The organism is Rhizobium sp. USDA 3886, from assembly GCF_056279785.1.
Genome location: NZ_JBWCDC010000001.1, coordinates 2,954,801 through 2,974,762 on the forward strand (window position 1 = coordinate 2,954,801; position 19,962 = coordinate 2,974,762).

At 60.0% G+C, this 19,962-nt stretch carries 21 protein-coding genes, 1 tRNA gene, 1 other RNA gene and 1 pseudogene; 9 read left to right on the forward strand and 15 right to left on the reverse strand.

Annotated elements, in window-relative coordinates; translation table 11 throughout:
• Positions 1-19 precede the first annotated feature (19 nt).
• On the reverse strand, positions 20-625 hold the full coding sequence (rimP, locus tag ACZ9BX_RS15150; protein WP_476218732.1) for a ribosome maturation factor RimP: 606 nt from the start codon (positions 623-625) through the stop codon (positions 20-22).
• Between the two features lie 235 nt (positions 626-860).
• Here rimP and ACZ9BX_RS15155 point away from each other — a divergent pair, with 235 nt between their 5' ends.
• Positions 861-2,492, forward strand: coding sequence for an MFS transporter (locus tag ACZ9BX_RS15155; protein ID WP_132560964.1), 1,632 nt, complete (start codon positions 861-863; stop codon positions 2,490-2,492).
• A gap of 81 nt (positions 2,493-2,573) precedes the next feature.
• Here the strand turns inward: ACZ9BX_RS15155 and ACZ9BX_RS15160 are convergent.
• From ACZ9BX_RS15160 to ffs, 6 genes and pseudogenes are all read right to left on the reverse strand, one after another.
• Positions 2,574-3,828, reverse strand: a pseudogene (locus tag ACZ9BX_RS15160) (lytic murein transglycosylase).
• 5 nt (positions 3,829-3,833) lie between these two features.
• On the reverse strand, positions 3,834-4,439 hold the full coding sequence (recR, locus tag ACZ9BX_RS15165) for a recombination mediator RecR (RefSeq protein ID WP_476218733.1): 606 nt from the start codon (positions 4,437-4,439) through the stop codon (positions 3,834-3,836).
• 114 nt (positions 4,440-4,553) lie between these two features.
• The gene (locus tag ACZ9BX_RS15170) at positions 4,554-5,165 is read right to left on the reverse strand and encodes a LysE family translocator (RefSeq protein WP_476218734.1); all 612 of its coding nucleotides are present in this window, start codon (positions 5,163-5,165) and stop codon (positions 4,554-4,556) included.
• Positions 5,166-5,198: 33 nt separating this feature from the next.
• A complete protein-coding gene (locus ACZ9BX_RS15175; RefSeq protein ID WP_027513582.1) occupies positions 5,199-5,522 on the reverse strand; it encodes a YbaB/EbfC family nucleoid-associated protein in 324 nt (107 codons plus the stop codon).
• Between the two features lie 22 nt (positions 5,523-5,544).
• Positions 5,545-7,416, reverse strand: a complete 1,872-nt coding sequence (locus tag ACZ9BX_RS15180) for a DNA polymerase III subunit gamma/tau (RefSeq protein WP_476218735.1) — start codon at positions 7,414-7,416, stop codon at positions 5,545-5,547.
• A gap of 48 nt (positions 7,417-7,464) precedes the next feature.
• Positions 7,465-7,561, reverse strand: an RNA gene (ffs, locus tag ACZ9BX_RS15185) — signal recognition particle sRNA small type.
• Positions 7,562-7,650: 89 nt separating this feature from the next.
• Here ffs and ACZ9BX_RS15190 point away from each other — a divergent pair.
• The 5 genes from ACZ9BX_RS15190 (at position 7,651) to ACZ9BX_RS15210 (ending at position 10,506) form a co-directional block, all read left to right on the forward strand.
• Entirely contained in the window at positions 7,651-8,061 is a 411-nt protein-coding gene (locus ACZ9BX_RS15190) for an HIT domain-containing protein (RefSeq protein WP_179213732.1), read from the forward strand.
• Entirely contained in the window at positions 8,058-9,020 is a 963-nt protein-coding gene (gene nudC / locus ACZ9BX_RS15195; RefSeq protein ID WP_476218736.1) for an NAD(+) diphosphatase, read from the forward strand. The genes ACZ9BX_RS15190 and nudC overlap by 4 nt, the downstream gene beginning before the upstream one ends.
• A 9-nt stretch (positions 9,021-9,029) precedes the next feature.
• Complete coding sequence (locus tag ACZ9BX_RS15200; RefSeq protein ID WP_086993732.1) at positions 9,030-9,719, forward strand: helix-turn-helix transcriptional regulator; 690 nt, start codon at positions 9,030-9,032, stop codon at positions 9,717-9,719.
• A gap of 163 nt (positions 9,720-9,882) precedes the next feature.
• Positions 9,883-10,014 carry a hypothetical protein gene (locus ACZ9BX_RS15205; RefSeq protein WP_281029320.1) on the forward strand — a complete coding sequence of 44 codons (132 nt, stop codon included), beginning with the start codon at positions 9,883-9,885 and terminating at the stop codon, positions 10,012-10,014.
• A 123-nt stretch (positions 10,015-10,137) separates the two neighbouring features.
• Entirely contained in the window at positions 10,138-10,506 is a 369-nt protein-coding gene (locus tag ACZ9BX_RS15210) for a VOC family protein (protein WP_476218737.1), read from the forward strand.
• A gap of 36 nt (positions 10,507-10,542) precedes the next feature.
• Here the strand turns inward: ACZ9BX_RS15210 and ACZ9BX_RS15215 are convergent, their stop codons facing one another.
• Together ACZ9BX_RS15215 and ACZ9BX_RS15220 are read right to left on the reverse strand one after the other, a co-directional pair.
• Positions 10,543-11,403 carry a prephenate dehydratase gene (locus ACZ9BX_RS15215; protein WP_476220025.1) on the reverse strand — a complete coding sequence of 287 codons (861 nt, stop codon included), beginning with the start codon at positions 11,401-11,403 and terminating at the stop codon, positions 10,543-10,545.
• A gap of 11 nt (positions 11,404-11,414) precedes the next feature.
• A complete protein-coding gene (locus tag ACZ9BX_RS15220) occupies positions 11,415-12,170 on the reverse strand; it encodes a 3-deoxy-manno-octulosonate cytidylyltransferase (protein ID WP_476218738.1) in 756 nt (251 codons plus the stop codon).
• 155 nt (positions 12,171-12,325) lie between these two features.
• On the opposite strand from ACZ9BX_RS15220, the gene ACZ9BX_RS15225 reads away from it, so the two are divergent.
• On the forward strand, positions 12,326-12,904 hold the full coding sequence (locus ACZ9BX_RS15225; RefSeq protein ID WP_132560984.1) for a c-type cytochrome: 579 nt from the start codon (positions 12,326-12,328) through the stop codon (positions 12,902-12,904).
• Between the two features lie 59 nt (positions 12,905-12,963).
• On the opposite strand, the gene ACZ9BX_RS15230 is transcribed toward ACZ9BX_RS15225, so the two are convergent.
• Positions 12,964-13,911 carry an AEC family transporter gene (locus ACZ9BX_RS15230; RefSeq protein WP_476218739.1) on the reverse strand — a complete coding sequence of 316 codons (948 nt, stop codon included), beginning with the start codon at positions 13,909-13,911 and terminating at the stop codon, positions 12,964-12,966.
• 420 nt (positions 13,912-14,331) lie between these two features.
• Between ACZ9BX_RS15230 and ACZ9BX_RS15235 the strand changes: the two genes are divergently transcribed.
• Positions 14,332-15,324 carry an adenosine kinase gene (locus ACZ9BX_RS15235; RefSeq protein ID WP_476218740.1) on the forward strand — a complete coding sequence of 331 codons (993 nt, stop codon included), beginning with the start codon at positions 14,332-14,334 and terminating at the stop codon, positions 15,322-15,324.
• Here the strand turns inward: ACZ9BX_RS15235 and ACZ9BX_RS15240 are convergent.
• Positions 15,317-15,856, reverse strand: coding sequence for an SH3 domain-containing protein (locus ACZ9BX_RS15240; protein WP_027511935.1), 540 nt, complete (start codon positions 15,854-15,856; stop codon positions 15,317-15,319). The genes ACZ9BX_RS15235 and ACZ9BX_RS15240 overlap by 8 nt on opposite strands.
• 186 nt (positions 15,857-16,042) lie before the next feature.
• Between ACZ9BX_RS15240 and ACZ9BX_RS15245 the strand changes: the two genes are divergently transcribed.
• Entirely contained in the window at positions 16,043-17,044 is a 1,002-nt protein-coding gene (locus ACZ9BX_RS15245) for a 2-hydroxyacid dehydrogenase (protein ID WP_132560989.1), read from the forward strand.
• On the opposite strand, the gene ACZ9BX_RS15250 is transcribed toward ACZ9BX_RS15245, so the two are convergent.
• The 4 genes from ACZ9BX_RS15250 to ACZ9BX_RS15265 all read right to left on the reverse strand — a co-directional run bounded on the left by ACZ9BX_RS15250 (position 17,041) and on the right by ACZ9BX_RS15265 (position 19,883).
• Positions 17,041-17,514 (reverse strand): GNAT family N-acetyltransferase, encoded by a 474-nt coding sequence (locus tag ACZ9BX_RS15250; protein ID WP_476218741.1) that lies wholly within the window; start codon positions 17,512-17,514, stop codon positions 17,041-17,043. The genes ACZ9BX_RS15245 and ACZ9BX_RS15250 overlap by 4 nt on opposite strands.
• The gene (locus ACZ9BX_RS15255; RefSeq protein ID WP_476218742.1) at positions 17,511-18,335 is read right to left on the reverse strand and encodes a molybdopterin-synthase adenylyltransferase MoeB; all 825 of its coding nucleotides are present in this window, start codon (positions 18,333-18,335) and stop codon (positions 17,511-17,513) included. The genes ACZ9BX_RS15250 and ACZ9BX_RS15255 overlap by 4 nt, the downstream gene beginning before the upstream one ends.
• On the reverse strand, positions 18,332-19,456 hold the full coding sequence (gene recF / locus ACZ9BX_RS15260) for a DNA replication/repair protein RecF (RefSeq protein ID WP_476218743.1): 1,125 nt from the start codon (positions 19,454-19,456) through the stop codon (positions 18,332-18,334). Before recF ends, ACZ9BX_RS15255 begins: the two co-directional genes overlap by 4 nt.
• 351 nt (positions 19,457-19,807) lie before the next feature.
• Positions 19,808-19,883 (reverse strand) — tRNA-Ala (locus tag ACZ9BX_RS15265).
• Positions 19,884-19,962 lie beyond the last annotated feature (79 nt).

Genomic DNA, 19,962 nt, shown 5'->3' on the forward strand with positions numbered 1-19,962 from the left:
TGGAGCCGTAGTTGATCGGTTATTCTTCGTCTTCCGCTTCGTTCTGGTTCGCTGCCTGCGCTTTCGCGGCCTTATCGGCGCGCAGCGCATCGCGGATCAGATCGTCGGTCAGAATGAGCTTCGCATCGCTGAGCGCCGTGAAGGGAATGGTGACCTTCTGCTCTTCGCCATAGGCAACCTGGTCACGTTCGAGCGTGAAACCATCCGCATTCGCTTCGATGATCTTTCCGCGAAAGCGCTTGCGGTTGCCGATTATGATCGACGTTTCGCACTTCACAAGGTGTCCTTGCCAACGGGTGAAATCGGATTTCCGCACCAAAGGGCGGTCGACACCGGGCGAAGACACCTCCAGATGATACTCCCGATCGATCGGATCTTCCACATCAAGAACCGGAGAAATAGCCATCGAGACCTCTTCGCAGTCTTCGACGCTCATCGTGCCATTGTTGCGCTCTGCCATGATCTGCAGCGTAGCGCCGTTCTGGTTGAGCATGCGCACGCGGGTCAGGCGGAAGCCCATGCCGACGAGCACAGGTTCGATGATATCGGCAAGGCGCTGGTCAAGCCCGGTTTCGGTAATCAGCCGCGGCTCAAGTTCATTGTCTGCGTTCGTCGGATCCGACAAGCGATGCGCTCCTCGCAATTTTCATGCATTTGGACGATCGCGCTAATAAAAAAGAGCGGGTCCTTGCGGCCCACTCTTCATCGCACGATCAAGAATTTGAGTGCCATATAGGCCCGTTTTTACGAAATTGCAAGCTCTCGGCTCAAATGCGCCGCGGCGGCGCAATCGCGCCTAGCCACCGTCGAGGTTCATCATATATTGGAGCCGAGGGAGAATTTAGCAAGCGGGAGGAATCGTGCCATCCAATTCATCAACGCTGGCGCCGCTGAAGCATGAAACCTACCGCACAATCTGGTTCGCAAGCCTCGCCTCGAATTTCGGCGGGCTGATCCAGGCTGTAGGGGCCGCGTGGATGATGACGACCCTCACCGCTTCCGAGGACATGGTGGCACTTGTCCAGACCTCGACGGCACTTCCCATAATGCTGTTTTCGCTTATTTCGGGCGCGCTCGCCGACAATTTCGACCGGCGGCAAGTGATGCTGACGGCGCAATTTCTCATGCTTGCCGTCTCGACGATCCTCACCGCCTGCGCCCTGCTCGGCTGGATCACACCCTGGCTGCTCCTGCTCTTCACGTTCCTGATCGGCTGCGGTACGGCGCTCAACAACCCTTCCTGGCAGGCTTCCGTCGGCGACATGGTGCCGCGTGTGGACCTGCCGAACGCGGTGACTCTGAACAGCATGGGCTTCAACATGACCCGCAGCGTCGGCCCCGCCATTGGCGGCGTCATTGTCGCGACGGCGGGTGCTGCCGCTGCCTTTGCCGTGAATACGATGAGCTATTTCGCCCTGATCTACGCATTGATGCGCTGGAAGCCGTCGCTGCCCGCTTCCACCCTTCCACGCGAAAGCCTCGGAAGTGCGATCTCCGCCGGCCTTCGATATGTCTCGATGTCGCCCAACCTTGAAAAGGTGCTGATCCGCGGCTTGATCTTCGGCGTCGGCGCGAGCTCGGTTCTCGCGCTTCTGCCGATCGTCGCAATCGATCTCGTCGCCGGCGGGCCCCTGACCTACGGCTTCATGCTCGGCTCCTTCGGTATCGGCGCGATCGGCGGCGGCGCGCTCAATGCTAGGCTGCGCGAGATGTTCAGCAGCGAAACCATCATCCGCTACGCCTTTGCCGGCTTTGCCGGCAGCATGGCGATTGCCGCATCGAGCCCGTTTGCCGTGCTCACCTCGGCCGGGCTGCTCGTTTCCGGCGCGTGCTGGGTGCTGGCGCTATCGCTGTTCAACACGATCGTCCAGCTTTCGACGCCTCGCTGGGTTGTCGGCCGGGCGCTGTCGCTCTATCAGACGGTCACCTTCGGCGGCATTGCCGGCGGCAGCTGGCTCTGGGGTGTGGCCGCCGACCGCTTCGGCGTTTCGAACGCGCTCTATGGCTCGGCCGCGGTAATGCTGATCGGCATTGTCGTCGGCTTTCGTTTCTCGATGCCGGCCTTCGCCTCGCTCAATCTCGACCCGCTCAACCGCTTCATCGAGCCCGCGCTCGGTCTCGACATCACGCCCCGGAGCGGGCCGATCGTCATTCAGGTCGATTATCAGATCGGCGATGACGACCTGCCGGAATTCCTGAAGCTGATGGGGGAACGGCGGCGCATCCGCATCCGCGATGGAGCGCGCAACTGGGCACTCATGCGCGACCTTGAAAGTCCCGGCACCTGGACCGAGACGTATCACACGCCGACCTGGGTCGAGTACATACGCCACAATCAGCGCCGCACGCAGGCCGATGCTGAAAACTATGATCGCCTGCGCGCCCTCCACCGAGGCACGGCTGCGCCGCATGTTCACCGCATGATCGAACGACAGACCATCCCGCCCTCCGACGACGTCTTCCACAAGGCGCCGATCGATCTTCATCACTGACACACCGCGATGATCTACTCATTCCGAAAAGCGCGGTTTTACTGCGAGCCATGAAGGGCTGAAACGCAACCTCTAAGGACTTTATTTCAGCTTGCCCTTCATCGAAACATCGGGGAAACAGGTCGGTTGCATGCCGTTCTTTTCCTGCCATTGCCCGATTGAGCGGCGGGTCTTGTAGCCCGGCAAGCCGTCCGATCCGCCGATGTCGTAGCCTTGGCGTTCCAGCGCCTTCTGCATTGCCGCCACATCGGAGCGCAGCATTTTGCCGACATCGCCCCAAGCGCCCTGAAAAGCGCCAGAGCCATGGGCGATCCGGTCGGCGAGGTTGCCGATGTAGAGCGCGTAGAGATCGGAGTTGTTGTATTCCTTGATGATGTAGAAGTTCGGCGTGACGATGAATTCCGGCCCATCACGCCCGGCCGGCACCAGCATCATGCCTTCAGCCTTCATCTCGCCGGATGGAAAGGCCTTGCCCGAGATGCGATCGATGCCGAGCGAAGCCCAGTGCGAGAGCGGCTTTGCAAGGTCCGGTCCTTCCTGCGCGCAGGAGACTGTTGCCGGGATCGTCACCTCAAAGCCCCAATCGCGGTTGCGCTGCCAGCCCTTCTTGACAAGATAGTTGGCTATGGAGGCAAATGTATCCGGTACGGACGTCCAGATATTGCGGTGCCCGTCACCATCGAAATCGACCGCATATTTCAGATAGCTGGTCGGCATGAATTTGCGGCTGGCCGAGGGCGCCCGCCCAAGAGCTCTTGAAATCGGCAGGCGTCACATCACCGCCATCGAGAATGTGAAGTGCGGCAATCAGCTCGACACGGAACATTTCTTTGCGGGTCGACATGAAGGCCTTGGTCGCCAGCACCGCGATTGCCGAATTGGGGATCTTTGCCGCCCCGAATCCCGTCTCGCGGCCCCAGATCGCCAGCACAATCGAACCCGGCACGCCATAAGTCTTTTCGATGCGCTTCAGAGTCGAGGCATATTGCGAGGCAAAGCCACGTCCGATTGCCGCCAGCTTCTTCAGCCGGTCCTCATTGAAATACGGACCCGGCGAAGAAAACTCCGCCTGCGTCTGCTTGCGTTCCTTCGGCGGTGGGAATCCGGGAGGTGCAAGATCGGGGAGACTCCAGTTGAGTACCACGCCCGAAAAAGCCGCCTGGAATGTCTTTGCTGATATGCCGTTTTTCTCCGCTTCCAGACGCAATTCACTCAAAACCCATTTCCGAAACTGCGCTTCGACATCGGCTTTCGAGGCAGCCGCGGCCGGCAAATGCGACAGCGCCACTAGCGCTACAGTCACGACGGCAAGGCGGCCGAAAATGCTCATACTCATCTCCCCTAAATCACTGTCCGCGCGCGAAGCGCTGCAGCCAAAGTCCCCTCGTCGAGGTAGTCGAGTTCGCCGCCGACCGGCACGCCATGCGCCAGCCGCGTGATCTTCACGTCCAACCCCGCCAGCTGGTCCGTTATATAGTGCGCTGTGGTTTGACCCTCGACGGTCGCGTTGACGGCGATGATGAGTTCGCCAATACCACCCTCCCCGACGCGATCGATCAGTCCGCGAATGTTCAGGTCATCCGGCCCGACGCCATCGAGCGGCGAAAGCGTGCCGCCGAGAACATGATATGCAGCGTTCATCACCCCGGCGCGTTCCAATGCCCAGAGATCGGAAACATCCTCGACGACGATGATGACGGACTGGTCGCGGCGCTCATCGGTGCAGACCGTGCAGGGATCGACTGTATCGACATTGCCGCAGCGCGAGCAGATTTTCACCTTCTCGTAGGCTTCGCCCATCGCGCTCGACAGCGGTCCGAGCAGCTGGTCCTTCTTCTTGATCAGGTGTAGCGCCGCGCGCCGGGCCGAGCGAGGCCCGAGACCCGGCACCTTCGCCAGAAGCTGGATGAGTTTTTCAATTTCGGGGCCGGTGACTCGCTTTGCCATTTGCCGTTCTTAGCTCATATGTTGCCAAAACGGAATCGCGGAAAGAATCGGCCTTATGCTGAAAATATGCGCCGTCTGCACCGGCAACCCCGAATGGCTGCCTGGCAATTAAGATCAGCGCATCGCGATTGCTACAGCGGCACCGGCCATGGTTCCGGCGCTGGCACGGTTCGCGATCCGAACCGCACGGCGGCTTTTCAGGAAGCCGCGGGCTTTTGCGGCAAGCAGTGCCCAGCTAACGTCGATCAGGATCAGCACGACGAACATGGTCGCGACGAGTTCTGCCCAACCAATAATCGTCACCGAATGGATATCGATGATCGATGGCAGCAGGGCGACGTAGAACATCATGATCTTCGGATTGCCAAGCGTCACCGTCATGCCCGCAAAGAAGAGTTTTGCGGCGGATTGCGCTTCAGGCAGCTTTTCCTCGCTCGTATCAGACGAGGCGAACCACATCTTCCAGGCGAGATAAAGTAGGTAGCAGACACCGAGCCATTTGATGGCGACGAAGGCCCAATGGAAGGTTTCGGCAACGGCAGCAAGGCCCGCCACCGCGCAAGTCAGCCAGATCGCCTCGCCGATCCACATGGCGGCGAGAAAGGGCAGAACATCGCGGGCACCCTTCGACAGCACGCGGGCGACAAGCGCCGCGACACTCGGCCCCGGCGAGCCGGCGGCCATGAAAAGAGCGCCGGCAAAAACAATGAGACTGGTCAGCGTCATCGCCGGTCTCCTCCGTGAAGATGGCTGCTAAGCTCAGAACGGCATCTTGAAGCCGGGCGGGATCGGCAGGCCGGCGGTGAGCGCCTTGGTCTTTTCGGCTGCGGCGGCCTCCGCCTTGTCCTTGGCGTCCTTATGAGCGGCAACGATCAGGTCTTCGAGGATCTCGACGTCGTCTTCTTTGAAGAGCGACGGGTCGATTTTCAGGCTCTTCAGTTCACCCTTGCCGCTGATGACAACGGTCACGAGACCGCCGCCCGCCTTGCCTTCGGCCTGAAGCTCGGCGATTTCCGCCTGCATCTGCTCCATCTTGGCCTGCATTTCCTTGACTTTGCCCATCATGCCCATGATGTCGCGCATCGCCTGCTCCCTTCTTCAACTCTTAGAATTCTATGTCGTCGCCCGGCAGAATGTCGCCCTCTTCGGATTCGGCGGCCGCGGGCGGCTTCGCCTCGCCCTCCTCTTCCGGTTCGGATGCTCTCACCCTAACATCGATGATCTTTGCGCCCGGGAACTGAGCGAGGATCGCTGCCACATCCGGATCCTGCCGGGCGTCGCTTACCTGCTGCTCCTTGGCCTTGGCTTCCGTCTCGACCATCGTCGGATCGCCGGCCTCGCGGCTGAGGCTGACGATCCAGTGGATGCCGGTCCACTCCTTCAGTTTGACAGCCAGTTCGTTGAGCAGCGTCGTCGGTGCGCCCTCAATGAGGTTCACGTCGAGGCGGCCTTTCTCGATCTTCACCGGCCGAACGAAATTGCGGACCAGCGCCTTCAGCTTCGGATCGCGCTTCTCGGTCGCGAGATTGACGATATCGGCGATCGAATTGACGGGAACAAGCGGCGTCGGCGCTTCCGTCGGCTTCGTCTCGATGCGGCCTGCCTGCATCGGCTGCGGATCGGAATTGGGTACAGCACGCAACATCGTGGCCGCTCCCCCCGAAGGCTGCGGCCTCGGCGTACTCTCCGTCGCGCGTGTGGCTATTGCCGATTGATATGGTACATGGGCGCCATTGCCGCCGTTACCCGACGGCGTAGGCGAGGGACGTGAGCCGCCATTCTCGGAGAGCTCGGCGAGCCGCCGTGCTGCATCTTCGGGTGCCGGCAAATGTGCTGCATGCGCAAGCCGGATCAGCACCATTTCCGCGGCACCGGCCGTGCGCGAAGAGTTTTCGGTTTCGGGAATGCCTTTCAACAGCATCTGCCAGATGCGCGACAGCGTCGTCACCGCAATTCCTTTAGCGAACTCGGAAGCCCTGGTGCGCTCGACTTCGCTAAGCGATGGGTCATTAGCGGCGTCCGGCACATATTTCAACCGGGTGACGAGATGGGTGAAATCGGCAAGATCGGTCAATACGACGACAGGATTTGCGCCGGCCTCATACTGCGCCTGGAATTCGGCAAGCGCTGCGGCGACATCGCCTCTGGCGACATGCTGGAAGAGATCAACGATACGGGCGCGGTCGGCAAGGCCGAGCATGCCGCGCACCGCTTCCGCCTGGACTGCGCCGCTGCCATGGGCAATTGCCTGGTCGAGCAGCGAAAGACCATCCCGTGCCGAGCCTTCGGCAGCGCGCGCGATCATCGCCAGCGCATCCGGCTCCGCATCGATGCCTTCCTTCGCCGCGATGACCGAGAACAGGCCGACGAGATCCGACGCACTGATACGGCGCAGATCGAAGCGCTGGCAGCGCGACAGAACGGTAATCGGAACCTTGCGGATTTCGGTGGTCGCGAAAATGAACTTCACATGCTCCGGCGGCTCTTCGAGAGTCTTCAGCAAGCCGTTGAAAGCCTGCGTCGAAAGCATGTGCACTTCATCGATGATATAGACCTTGTAGCGCGCAGACACCGGGCGGTAACGCACCTGCTCGATGATTTCGCGGATATCGTCGATACCGGTATGAGAAGCAGCGTCCATCTCGATCACATCGACATGACGGCCTTCCATGATCGCCTGGCAATGCTCGCCCGGCACGCGCAGGTCGATCGTCGGCTTGTCGATGTCCGGCGTCTTGTAATTCAGCGCGCGCGCCAGAATACGGGCCGTCGTCGTCTTGCCGACCCCGCGAACGCCGGTCAGCATGTAAGCCTGCGCAATCCGGCCGGTCTCGAAGGCATTGGTTAGCGTGCGGACCATCGGCTCCTGGCCGACCATGAGGTCCGTGAAATCCTTGGGGCGGTATTTGCGTGCCAGCACCCGGTATCCGGTGCCCGTCGAGGCGGCATCTTGTGACTGTCGCTCGGTGTCGCTCATCGCCCTGCTTATCGCCCGGAACGCCGGGCATTTTTGGAAGAGAGAAGGGTGGGAGGCTGGCACGATGACCCGTGCCGGGCTCGTTAGGGCTGCTTCCTTCCGGACCTGACCCGGTTGGCGAGTGGCTCGTCCACCACCAACCTCCCGAATGCACATATCGGCAATATCGCCATCAAAAGCAAGCCAAGCTCAAAAAAAACTGCTAATCATAGGAAAAACATGGAGGAATGCCTGTTGGACGATTTCATTCTCGACCGCCGGCTCGAGAGCGACAGCGACCGCGTCATGCAGACCGGTCTGTGCGATCTTCGACTGTCGAAAGACGCTCGCTGGCCGTGGTTGATCCTGGTGCCGCGCAGGGCCAACATCACGGAGCTCTTCGAACTCACGCCGCTCGATCAGGTGCTCCTCACCTTCGAAACGGAAATGACCGCCGCTGCGCTGAAGAAAATCACTGGTGCCACAAAAATCAATATCGGGGCCCTTGGCAATATCGTGCGTCAGCTTCATGTTCATGTCATTGCCCGCGTCGAAGGCGATGCCAACTGGCCAGGCCCTGTCTGGAGCTTCGGTAAGGCCGAACCCTACGAAGCCGGCAAGAGAGATGAATTCATAGCGAAGTTGCGGGAAGCCCTTTCATCATGAACCGTTCGCTTTTCGATTCGGATGTTCCACATCCGGAACCCAGCAATCTCACGGCCTTCGCCGCAAACGACCTCAACCGCGATTCCGAACATCGCGATGAGCAGTCCGTCGAAGGGGCGCTGGCGAAGGACGGCACGCATATCTTCGCCTTCGCCAAGGACAAGCTCGTCCTGAAGCATGATGGCCAAGTGCTCGATCCGCTGTTCGCCCGTTACGAACTGCAGGAGCTGCAGCCGCATTGGGACGAGACGATCTTGCTCGGCTACCGCAAGACAGGCGAACCGCGACTCGCCGTTCCTGTCGGGATTCCTGCTGAGGATCTCGAAAGCCACTACAAGCCTGCCGACGGCCGAACCCTCTACCGCGACCAACTCGTTGACGAAGTACTGTTGGGTGAATTCGCCCAGGCCGCAAGCCTCATCCGCTGGAACGGCGACAACCGCTTCTGCGGCCGCTGCGGCGGCACGATGGAGATGCGCATTGGCGGCTATAAGCGGGTGTGCACGGCCTGCGAACACATGATCTTCCCGCGCACCGACCCTGTGGTCATCATGCTGACGATCGACGAACAGCGCGACCTTTGCCTGCTCGGCCGCAGCCATCATTTTACACCGGGCATGTATTCCTGCCTCGCCGGTTTCGTCGAACCCGGCGAAACCATCGAAAATGCCGTGCGCCGCGAGACGCTGGAGGAATCCGGCATCAGGACTGGCCGGATTCGCTACCACGCTTCGCAACCGTGGCCGATGCCGCATACGCTGATGATCGGCTGCTATGCCGAAGCTAAATCGACGGAGGTCCATCGCGACGAATCGGAACTGGACGATTGCCGCTGGTTCACCCGCGAGGAAACACTTGAAATGCTCGAACGCCCCGGCGCCAACGGCCAGGCTTCGCCGCCCAAAGGCGCTATCGCGCACCGCCTGATGCGCGATTGGGTGGAGTGGAAAAAGCAATAGGCTGATGCGATGGCGCGCTCGGAACGCCTTCTGACCCTGCTTCAGACGTTGCGGCGCTACCGCCGTCCGGTGAGCGGTGCCGTCTTGGCGACGGAAACAGGCGTCAGCATCCGCACACTCTATCGCGATATCGCCAGCCTCCAGGGGCAGGGCGCCCTGATCGAAGGCGAACCGGGCATCGGCTACGTTTTGAAGCCCGGCTTCATGCTGCCGCCGATGATGTTTTCGCAGGACGAAATCGAGGCGCTAGTCCTCGGTTCGCGCTGGGTCGCCCGCGCCGCCGATCCGCGTCTTGCTGCCGCCGGCGCCGACGCGCTGGCGAAGATTGCGGACGTCCTGCCGCGCGAGATGCGCGACGAGATCGACACCTCGACGCTGCTGGTCAATTTCCGTCCTCGCTTTGAGGACAAGGCCGATCTCGGCATCATCCGCAAAGCGATCCGGGCCGAACGTATTCTTAAACTGACCTACACGGACGAAAGCGGCGCGGTCACCGTCCGCCGCGTCTGGCCTTTCGCGATCAGCTTTTTCGAGCAAGTCCGCGTCATGGTCGCCTGGTGCGAGTTGCGGCAGGATTACCGCCACTTCCGCACTGACCGCATTGTCGAAATAGCGCCCCAGGAGCTGCGCTATCCGCGACGGCGTGCCGTTCTTCTCAAGGAATGGCGCGAGCAGCAGGACGTTCCAGCAGAGACCTGAGGATACTGCCATAAACTGACAGTGGTCAGCGTTATTATCGGACCAATCCCAAACCGGAGGACCGATGATGACGAGCCTGAACCCCACCCGATCGACGCACAGAAATCGAGTTGCCGAGGACACATCCAGACAAGCGAGATATCCGCAATCTCTGATGCTGCGAATGATGCTCAACGCATCGCGCAGGATGGTGCGGAGCCGCTATCCTCAGCTCGATCTCGATGCGATGTCCGATTACATGAAGCGCGATATCGGTTTCATGGACTGGAACCACCCGCACCACGAGAGCAACTGAATTCACCACGCCGCCTAGCCGACGTAGCGCCGCCGCATCAACGGCGGGTTCAGCGCTTGCCATGGCCAATCGCCGGCAAGCGCTGAACCTGTCCAAACAATTCGAAATACGAGGGACAACGATATGACCAGCCCGAATCTCATCATTCTTTACGTCAAGGATCCCGCGGAAAGTGCGACCTTTTACCAGGATCTACTCGGCCGCGAACCCGGTGTCGCCGCACCGAATTTCGTCGCGTTTCCGCTCGACGGCGGCTTCACGCTCGGCCTCTGGCGGCGCAGCACGGTCGCGCCGCAACCTTCCGCGATCGGCAATCGCGGCGAGGTTGCCTTCATGGTGACCGGCGAGAATGCTGTTGCCAAACAATACGAGGATTGGCGAAGACGCGGCCTGCCGATTGCTCAGGAGCTGACCGATCTCGATTTCGGCCCGACCTTTGTCGCGCTCGATCCGGACGGCCACCGGTTGCGCGTTTGCGAACCGGACAAGTGAAAGACAGGAAGAAGGGCGCCCGCTGGCGCCCTTCTGTCACTTGTGCAGTTGGCCCCGCATCGGATGGCCCGTGTAGACGCCGAGAATGCGGACATTCTCCGAAAAGAACCGCAACTCTTCCAAAGCCCGGCGCACATGGGCATCGTTCGGATGGCCTTCGATATCTGCATAAAACTGCGTCGCCACGAATTTGCCGCCGAGCTGATAGCTTTCGAGCTTCGTCATGTTGATATTGTTCGTCGCGAAACCGCCGAGCGCCTTATAGAGTGCAGCCGGAATGTTTCGGACGTTGAAGACGAAGGTCGTGACGATCTTTTCTTCGTCGGAGCCGCGGTTTGCCCATTCTTCGTCGCGGGAGAGCACGACGAAGCGGGTAACATTGCTCTCCGTGTCCTCGACATTTTCGGCAACGATGTCAAGGTGATAGAGCTCGGCTGCAAGGCGCGGCGCAAGCGCCGCCATGGTCCGATCGCCGGTTTCCTTGACGAGCTTCGCGGCACCAGCCGTATCTCCTGCGATCACCGGCTTCCAGCCATTTGCGCGCACGATCTTCCGGCATTGGCCTAGCGCATGGATGTGGCTATGCACGGTGCGTATCTCGTCCTTCAAAACGCCGGGCAGCACCATCAGCTGAAAGCGGATCGGCATGAAGTATTCGGCGATGATGTGCAGCCGCGACTCGGGTAGGAGATGATGAATATCGGCGACCCGGCCCGCGATCGTGTTTTCGATCGGGATCATCGCAATATCGGCGTCGCCATTGTCGACCGCCATGAAGGCGTCTTCAAAAGTCTGGCAAGGCAACGGCTCCATTGTCGGAAACATGTCACGGCAGGCCATGTCGGAATTCGCGCCGAATTCGCCTTGAAAAGAGATTCGGTTGGTCTTGATGTTCATGACGATGTCCTTCATGCCTTCCTTGCCGAAAGAATGCGGCGGGCTTTCTCGAGATCGGCTGGCGTATCGACCCCAAGCGGAACGGTTTTAACGATCTCCACGTCGATGCGCATGCCTGCTTCCAGCGCGCGAAGCTGCTCCAGCGATTCGCGTTTTTCGAGGACCGACGGGCCAAGTGAAACATAGCGTTCGAGCGCTGCCCGGCGATAGGTATAGAGCCCGATATGGTGATAGAGGGGACCGTTGCCGTATGGCGCCGTTGCTCGGGTAAAATAGAGCGATCGTAGCCGCGTCTCGGAGATCGGCGATCCCACGACCTTGACAATATGCGGCGCAGTCTTGTCCGCTTCATCGTCTATGACCACCGCGAGCGTTGCGATGTCAGTCGTCTCGTTTTCCAATGGACGCAGCGACGCACGCACTGTCTCGCGATCGACGGTTGGCAGATCGCCCTGAACATTGACGATGAATTTCGCGCGGCCTTCAGGATCCACCTTCGTCAGAGCCTCATAGATACGATCGGACCCTACCTGATGGTCCTTGCTGGTCATGACGACTTCAAAACCGGCTTTCGCGACAACGTCAAATACCCGCTGATCATCGACCGCGACGACGACGCGTCCGATCTCCGCTTCCTTCGCCCGCAAAGCCACCTGGACGATCATCGGCAGTCCGCAAATATCGGCCAGCGGCTTGCCGGGAAGGCGGGTGGACGCCATGCGGGCGGGAATCAGAACCAGCACGTCATCTAAATTTGAACCAGTCATCGTTCGGACCTTCTATTCCAGGCAGGAAAGTGTCAAAAAGTCTCACGTACAAGACCATTTAGACAGTTGCAACGAATTGCCAAAAGACATAGGTTCCGCGCGATTTCAAGATGGTGCCTTTTTAGGGTCTGCCGACTGCACGGGGAGCATTGCAGATGAATTCTTATGTCAATATGGGCGTTGGGGCGCTGCTCGGAACGATTTTCGTCCTGATGTCAGTGTCGATCGCGTCCGAAGGGATCTTCCACTCCGAAGCGCCGGAGAAGGAAGGTTTCGCCATCGTCGCAGAAGAGGCGCCTGCTGCTGGCGGTGGCGGTGAGGCTGCACCCGCGGCTGTAACTCCGATCGCCAAGCTTCTTGCCAGCGCGGATGCCAAGGCTGGCGAAACGGTATTCAAGAAGTGTCAGTCCTGTCATGACGCGACGAAGGGAGGGCCGAACAAAGTCGGCCCGAACCTCTATGGTCTCGTCGATCGCCCGATCGCTTCGCATGAAGGCTTTGCCTTTTCTTCCGCCATGAAGGATTTCTCCAAGGGCGGCAGCGAAAAGTGGACCTTCGATCACCTGAACCACTTCCTGCTGGCACCGAAGAAGCAGGTTCCGGGCACGGCCATGGGCTTTGCCGGTCTGCCAAAGGAACAGGACCGCGCGAACGTGATCCTCTACCTGCAAACCCTTGCAGACGCACCCGTTGCGTTGCCGGATCCGAACGCGCCGGATACCGTTACGCAGTAGTCCTGCAAGCTTTCCGTCGGAATCGAGAGCCCGGCCGACGCCGGGCTTTTTTGTTGCAGTCAAGCGCCGAGCAGGTAGGCCCAGAGGGAAACCGAAATGGCGCCGAGTGCCGTCGTAACCGTAATTGTGGAGGCTGCAAGGCTGTGGCCAACGCCGAAACGATTGGCGATCAGCCAGGCATTGACACCGGTTGGAACAGCGGCGATCAACACCAGTGCAGCGGTCCAGCTGGCGGTCAGTCCAACCAGATGGCTTGCAGCCCAAACGCAGCATGGAAGCAACAGCAGTTTGAAGGCAGATGTGACGCTGGCAATGCCGACATTGCCGGAGACACCGTATCTTTCAAGCGCCATGCCCAGCGAGACCAGGGCGACAGGTCCAGCGACGCCCGCCAGCTGGTCGATAATGGATTCCACCGGAGCCGGCATTGGGAGGCCTGCAAGGTGCACCGCGGCACCTGCGGCGAGACCGATAACGAGCGGATTGCGGACAAGATTGAGACCGATCTGGCGAAAGAGGTTGAGTATGTTGCGTTCGCCCTTGCCCGCAATCTTGCGCTCTGCCCGCTCCATCATGATCGTGCCGATGATCATCATGACGGGCAGGTGCACGGCGATCAGAATGGAAAGCGGCACGAGGCCCTCATTGCCGACGGTGCGTTGAACAAGCGGCAGGCCGACAAAAATAGTATTGGCAAATGCCGACGAAACGCCGGCGAGCACGCCGATGCGATCATCACGGCCAAAAAAACGTGTCGCAGCGATGTGGCCCGCGGTCCAGGTCACCGCAACGCCGGAGAAATACGCGATCCAGAGGCGAAACGGCGAAGCGCCATGAAAATCCGCTTCGGCAATCGTGCGGAAAAGGAGCAGCGGGACGGCAATCTTGAAAACGAACTCGCTCAAGGCGTCGCCGACATCCGCCTTCATCAGTCCGGTTTTGACGATCAACCAGCCGATCAGGATCATGATGAAGATGGGAAGGACGTCGAAGATGATGGCTGTCATGCGGAGGGATGCCTTGCGCGGGGATACCCTGCTCTAGCAGCAAAACTTCTTCGTTGACAAATGGATTGGCAAAGAGATGTGCGGATGCTGGCGGCACAAACAAAAAAAGCGGGCACGGCCCGCTTTTTCGCATCCGGACTTGCCGGATACCCGGTTCCGGTGCTGCCAGTTCATCCGTGGTCAGCGCCTGCTCCGGTACAGTCGAAGGGCGTCATTCCCTTCTCATCCGGCTGCAACCCAAAGGTTGCTCATGCCGGCCTGCTTCTGAAGATATTTAGAAACCCAAAGTGACAGTGGCATGACGGATCGGCGCCATTTTTGCGAAGAAATAGGCCGCCGGCCTGCGTTTTTTCTTCCAAAGCCCGGAAATTCCGGTAAGACCGGACCCCGGCTATCATCTAATCCGGAACCTTCCCTTTCATGACCAAATTCGATGTTCTGACTGTCGGCAACGCCATCGTCGATATCATCGCGCGCTGCAACGACCAGTTCCTCATTGACAACAACATCACCAAGGCGGCGATGAACCTTATCGACGCCGAACGCGCCGAACTTCTCTATTCGCGTATGGGACCGGCACTCGAAGCTTCGGGCGGCAGCGCCGGCAATACGGCCGCGGGCGTTGCAAGCCTCGGCGGCAGGGCCGCCTATTTCGGCAAGGTCGCGGAAGATCAGCTCGGCGAGATTTTCGCCCACGACATCCGGGCGCAGGGCGTACACTACCAGACGAAACCAAAGGGCACGTTCCCGCCGACCGCCCGCTCAATGATCTTCGTCACCGACGATGGCGAACGCTCGATGAATACCTATCTCGGCGCCTGCGTCGAGCTCGGCCCGGAAGACGTCGAACCCGATGTCGTGGCGCAAGCCAAGGTGACATACTTCGAAGGCTACCTCTGGGATCCGCCGCGCGCCAAGGAAGCGATTCGCGAATGCGCCCGTATCGCACATGAGAACGGCCGCGAAGTCTCCATGACGCTTTCGGACAGCTTCTGCGTCGATCGCTACCGTGCCGAGTTCCTCGAACTTATGCGATCCGGCACCGTCGACATCGTGTTCGCCAACCGGCAAGAAGTGCTCGCACTCTACGAAACGGACGATTTCGAGGAAGCGCTCAACAAGATCACCAAGGATTGCAAGATCGCGGCCGTGACGATGAGCGAAAACGGCGCCGTTATGCTCAAGGGCAACGAGCGCTGGTATGTCGATGCAATCCGCATCAAGGAAGTGGTCGATACGACCGGTGCCGGCGATCTCTTCGCGTCAGGTTTCCTTTATGGCTATACACAGGGGCGGACGCTGGAAGATTGCGGCAAGCTTGGCTGCCTTGCAGCTGGGATCGTCATCCAGCAGATCGGACCGCGGCCGATGAAATCGCTTTCCGAAGCCGCCCGCGACGCGCAGCTTACTTGAAGGCTTCGCCCGGGTAAGCGCCCCAGATTTCCGACTGCGCCACCCAACCTTCGGCGCCGTCGGCTTCGGCATGACACCAATCGCCATTGCATTCGGCGATATGGATCATCACACCCGGCTCCAGCTTGGCGACGACCGTCGCCGACGACTGCGGCTCACGGCGCATGTTGACATAGACGAACTTGCCCTTGCCCTTCATCCACGGTGCAGCAACCGCCGCGCGCTGACCAGACAGCAGCGATTGGTTGACCCAGCCTTCCGTGCCATCCGCATCGCGGATACGGCGCCAGTTGTCGTATTCCTGGATAATCTCGACCGGCAGGCCTGCCTTCAGATACATCCACGACGCGGCGTAATCCGTGCCGGGGCCGATGCGCAGATTGACACGCTTCGACTTCAACGTGACGAACCGCGGAAGCGGTAAGCCGCTCGGGCCTTTTGCCACTTGCGCATACGCAGGTTCGACGGCTTCCGCCGCAAACATCAGACCAACCGCAAAGACGAGGCAGACCTTCAGATATTTTCCACGCATAGAGGCTTCCGTTCGCTCAAGTTCGCCAGCAGATCCAGCCTGCTTGCCCCCCGGTTTGACATTCACCTAACGCTACCCGCGAGTTTTGTTTGTCTTCGCGTGCGGGTCTGGTAGAAATTGCCCGAGACGGGAAAATTATCCCCCGTCTTGGTTAAGGACCTCTGAACAAGGCATGGCCGAGCCGCGATGACATCGAAGAAAAAACCGAAGGTTTACATCACCCGGAAACTGCCGGATGCGGTGGAAACCCGCATGCGGGAGCTTTTCGACGCCGAGCTCAATATCGACGATTCGCCGCGCTCCGTTGTCGAGCTTATCGAGGCTGTAAAAACAGCCGATGTTCTTGTGCCGACGGTAACGGACCGAATCGATGCGGCTCTTATCGAGCAGGCCGGGCCGCAGATGAAGCTCATCGCGAGCTTTTCGAATGGCACCGACCACATCGACGTCGAGGCGGCAGCCCGCAAGGGCATTACTGTCACCAACACGCCGAATGTTCTGACCGAGGACACGGCCGACATGACCATGGCGCTCATCCTCGCGGTACCGCGGCGTCTCGGTGAAGGTGCACGGGTGCTTACCGACAAACCCGGCGAATGGGCGGGATGGTCACCGACCTGGATGCTCGGCCGGCGCATTCACGGCAAGCGCATCGGCATTGTCGGCATGGGCCGGATAGGCACGGCTGTCGCGCGCCGCGCCAAGGCATTCGGCCTGTCGATCCACTATCACAACCGCAAGCGGGTGAGCCCGGCGACCGAGGACGAACTTGAGGCGACTTATTGGGAAAGCCTCGACCAGATGCTGGCGCGGGTCGATATCGTCTCCATCAATTGCCCTTCGACGCCGGCGACCTTCCATCTGATTTCCGCGCGGCGCCTCGCATTGCTGCAGCCAACGGCCTATATCGTCAACACGGCGCGCGGCGACGTCGTGGATGAAGCCGCCTTGATCAAATGCTTGAGGGAAGGAAAGATCGCCGGCGCCGGCCTCGACGTTTTCGAAAACGAACCTGCCGTTAACCTGAAGCTCGTCAAGCTTGCGAACGAGGGCAAGGTGGTGCTGCTCCCGCATATGAGTTCGGCGACGATTGAAGGCCGCATCGACATGGGCGACAAGGTGATCATCAACATCCGCGCCTTCATCGATGGCCACCGCCCGCCGAACCGCGTGCTGCCCGGCCGTTAAGTGCCGAGAACCTTGCGCATTTCGATATAGGTAACGCGATCGAAGCCCGGATGGGATTTTTCGGCCGTCTTCACAAAACCCCAGGCGGCAAAGACGGTATGGTTGTCGGTCAATTCGATACGCGTGTCGAGCCGCAGCGTGGGCAAACTGCGCTCTCTCGCAATAGCTTCTGCGAGCTGCAGCAGCTTCCTGCCAACGCTCTTACCTTGCGCCTTCGGCGCGACTGCGAGTTTGCCGAGGTAAAGACACTCCGGTTCAGGCCTCAGAAACATGCTGCCAAGCAAATCCTCATCTTCAAGCGCAACGTAGCCGATTTCGGTTGTCGCCTTTTCGGCAAGCGATTGCAGTGTCAGGCTGAGGGCCGAAGACGGCGGGTTGATACGGCCATTCATGTAGGCGAAGGACGAGAGGATCAGTTGCAGCAATTCGTTCCAGCGACTGAAACTCTCATCGATCCGGGCGATCTTCATGAAACGCCCGGCTCTTTCGTGCGGCGGCGTTTGTAACGGACGGTCTCGAAGCGGGCGGCAAGCGCATCATAGAGCAGCAATCGGCCAACCAGCGGCTCGCCAGCGCCGGTGACGAGCTTGATCGCCTCCATTGCCATCAGCGTTCCGATGACGCCGGTGAGAGCGCCGATGATGCCGGTTTCGGCGCAGGCGGGAATGAGACCCTCCGGCGGGATTTCGGGAAAGAGATCGCGATAGGTCGGGTTGAGCGCGCCATCTTCAGCTCGTTCGTAAGGTTTCAACACAGTCAAAGAACCGTCGAAACGGCCGACAGCGCCGCTGACGAGCGGAATTTCCGCCTTCTCGGCTGCATCGGCTGCAGCGTAGCGCGTTTCGAAATTGTCAGATGCATCGATGAGGAGATCGAAGCCTGAGAGATGGCGGCGGGCGGACTCCGGCGAAAAGCGCTCTTCGAAGCGGATGATCTTCACATGCGGGTTCAGCCGCGCAATTGCAAAGGCGGCACTCTGCGTCTTCAATTCGCCGATGGTGCCGGAATCATGGATGACCTGGCGCTGGAGGTTGGAAAGCGAAACGCGATCATCATCGGCAATGCCGAGCGTGCCGACCCCGGCGGCTGCCAGATACTGCAAAACTGGTGCGCCAAGACCGCCTGCACCTATCACCAGCACACGGGCGGCCTTCAGTCTTTGCTGGCCCGTCCCGCCGATTTCCGGCAGCAGGATATGGCGTTGGTATCGGGCGATTTCTTCCGGGCTCAGAGGTTCCATGGGCGCGATGCTATCATGGCCGGAAGGCGCGAGGAAAGCAGCATCGGTCATTCGAAAACCCGGCTATCGGCAACGGTGAAAAATTGTGCGCGGTCGCCAAGGACAGAAAACATCGAGCGATCGGTGCCGGTCATGAAGGCTTGGCCGCCAAGCGCATCGATGAGATCGAAGAGCGCGGCGCGGCGCCCCTCGTCGAGATGGGCAGCGATTTCGTCGAGAAGCAGAACCGGCGCATGCCCGGTGAGATTGGCGACAAGCTTGGCATGCGCGAGGATCAGGCCGACCAGCAGCGCCTTCTGTTCGCCGGTCGAGCAGCGCTCGGCTTCCATCTGTTTCTCGCGATGTCGGACGAGAAGGTCGGCCCGGTGCGGACCGTCAAGTGTGCGGCCAGCGCCGGCGTCGCGATAACGGCTCTCGGCAAGCATTGCAGCATATTCGTCTTCGAGATCGACGGAAGGCCGCCCGAGCTGGCCATCCATGAAGCCGGAAAGCTCGAGCGCGGCGGAGGGAAAGGGCGAGGTTTCGCGCGTTTCCTCGATGAGGCGGGCAATCAGGCCGAGCATTTCCTGACGTGCAAGCGCCATGGCGATACCGAGGCTCGCCATCTGCTCTTCGATGCCAGAGAGCCAGGAGGGGTCGAACCGACCTTCGTCCAGGAGCTTGTTGCGGCTGCGCATGGCGCGCTCGAAATCGCTGGCACGGCGCCCATGCGCCGGGTCAAGCGACAGCACGAGCCGGTCGAGAAAGCGGCGCCGGTCTGAAGATCCGCCGGTAAAAAGGCCATCCATGGCAGGCGTCAACCAGAGCACACGCAGGTGATCCGTCAGCTCGTCGACCGTTTTGGCTGGCGTGCCGTTGATGCGCAGCTTGCGGCCGGTATTCTCGTCACTGATGTCTGCCCCGGTGCCGATTTCGACCTGGCCTTCCATGCCATTAAGCTCAGCGAAGACCGAAAACCCGGACGAGGCCCCGACGCGGGTAACATCGGAATAAGTGGCGCGGCGAAGACCGCGCCCCGGCGAGAGGAAGGAAATCGCCTCCATGAGATTGGTCTTGCCGGCACCATTGTTCCCCGTCAGCACGACATGCCGCTCGTCGAGCACGAGCGAAGCTGCAGCATAATTGCGAAAATCGGTCAGCTTCAGGCGGGAAAGAGAGACCTTGTGGGGCATCGAATATCCGGATTCAGGGCGTCGGGGCAGAGCTATGCCGAAGTGGGGTGAATGGCAAGGGTTGGAGGTGACGGCCGCGTGCTTGACCGTTGCGAAGATCATCCGCCGAAGGCCACCGCCTGGACAGCCGGCCGATCATCTTGTGTCTCGGCACAGAACCTTAAATAGCGGCAATTTGAGAGCTGTTCAGTTGATGCTGAGGCTCGAACTCGAAAACTGAGCCCAAATCAAGCACAAGCGTCACCTGCGTCCAGTATACGGCTATTACCGCTACTAGTGGCGAGGCATCTGCTGCGGGCTACAGTCAGCAAAGGCACGTGTTCAGAAGTGTTAAATCGATTCGGTAGGAATTGGTGGAGCTAAGCGGGATCGAACCGCTGACCTCTTGCATGCCATGCAAGCGCTCTCCCAGCTGAGCTATAGCCCCATCAGGGTGGTCCGGCATTTTTCCGGTCCTGGGATACTTCGGAGGCGTTTGCCGTTCGAAGTGGCGGCTTCATACTTGC

Coding starts and splice junctions, on each gene's coding strand:
- recR (WP_476218733.1), bottom strand. CDS start 4,439: ATGGCAAAGCGAGTCACCGGCCCCGAAATTGAAAAACTCATCCAGCTT.
- ACZ9BX_RS15170 (WP_476218734.1), bottom strand. CDS start 5,165: ATGACGCTGACCAGTCTCATTGTTTTTGCCGGCGCTCTTTTCATGGCC.
- ACZ9BX_RS15175 (WP_027513582.1), bottom strand. CDS start 5,522: ATGCGCGACATCATGGGCATGATGGGCAAAGTCAAGGAAATGCAGGCC.
- ACZ9BX_RS15180 (WP_476218735.1), bottom strand. CDS start 7,416: ATGAGCGACACCGAGCGACAGTCACAAGATGCCGCCTCGACGGGCACC.
- nudC (WP_476218736.1), top strand. CDS start 8,058: ATGAACCGTTCGCTTTTCGATTCGGATGTTCCACATCCGGAACCCAGC.
- ACZ9BX_RS15200 (WP_086993732.1), top strand. CDS start 9,030: ATGGCGCGCTCGGAACGCCTTCTGACCCTGCTTCAGACGTTGCGGCGC.
- ACZ9BX_RS15205 (WP_281029320.1), top strand. CDS start 9,883: ATGATGCTCAACGCATCGCGCAGGATGGTGCGGAGCCGCTATCCTCAG.
- ACZ9BX_RS15210 (WP_476218737.1), top strand. CDS start 10,138: ATGACCAGCCCGAATCTCATCATTCTTTACGTCAAGGATCCCGCGGAA.
- ACZ9BX_RS15215 (WP_476220025.1), bottom strand. CDS start 11,403: ATGAACATCAAGACCAACCGAATCTCTTTTCAAGGCGAATTCGGCGCG.
- ACZ9BX_RS15220 (WP_476218738.1), bottom strand. CDS start 12,170: ATGACTGGTTCAAATTTAGATGACGTGCTGGTTCTGATTCCCGCCCGC.
- ACZ9BX_RS15225 (WP_132560984.1), top strand. CDS start 12,326: ATGAATTCTTATGTCAATATGGGCGTTGGGGCGCTGCTCGGAACGATT.
- ACZ9BX_RS15230 (WP_476218739.1), bottom strand. CDS start 13,911: ATGACAGCCATCATCTTCGACGTCCTTCCCATCTTCATCATGATCCTG.
- ACZ9BX_RS15235 (WP_476218740.1), top strand. CDS start 14,332: ATGACCAAATTCGATGTTCTGACTGTCGGCAACGCCATCGTCGATATC.
- ACZ9BX_RS15240 (WP_027511935.1), bottom strand. CDS start 15,856: ATGCGTGGAAAATATCTGAAGGTCTGCCTCGTCTTTGCGGTTGGTCTG.
- ACZ9BX_RS15245 (WP_132560989.1), top strand. CDS start 16,043: ATGACATCGAAGAAAAAACCGAAGGTTTACATCACCCGGAAACTGCCG.
- ACZ9BX_RS15250 (WP_476218741.1), bottom strand. CDS start 17,514: ATGAAGATCGCCCGGATCGATGAGAGTTTCAGTCGCTGGAACGAATTG.
- ACZ9BX_RS15255 (WP_476218742.1), bottom strand. CDS start 18,335: ATGACCGATGCTGCTTTCCTCGCGCCTTCCGGCCATGATAGCATCGCG.
- recF (WP_476218743.1), bottom strand. CDS start 19,456: ATGCCCCACAAGGTCTCTCTTTCCCGCCTGAAGCTGACCGATTTTCGC.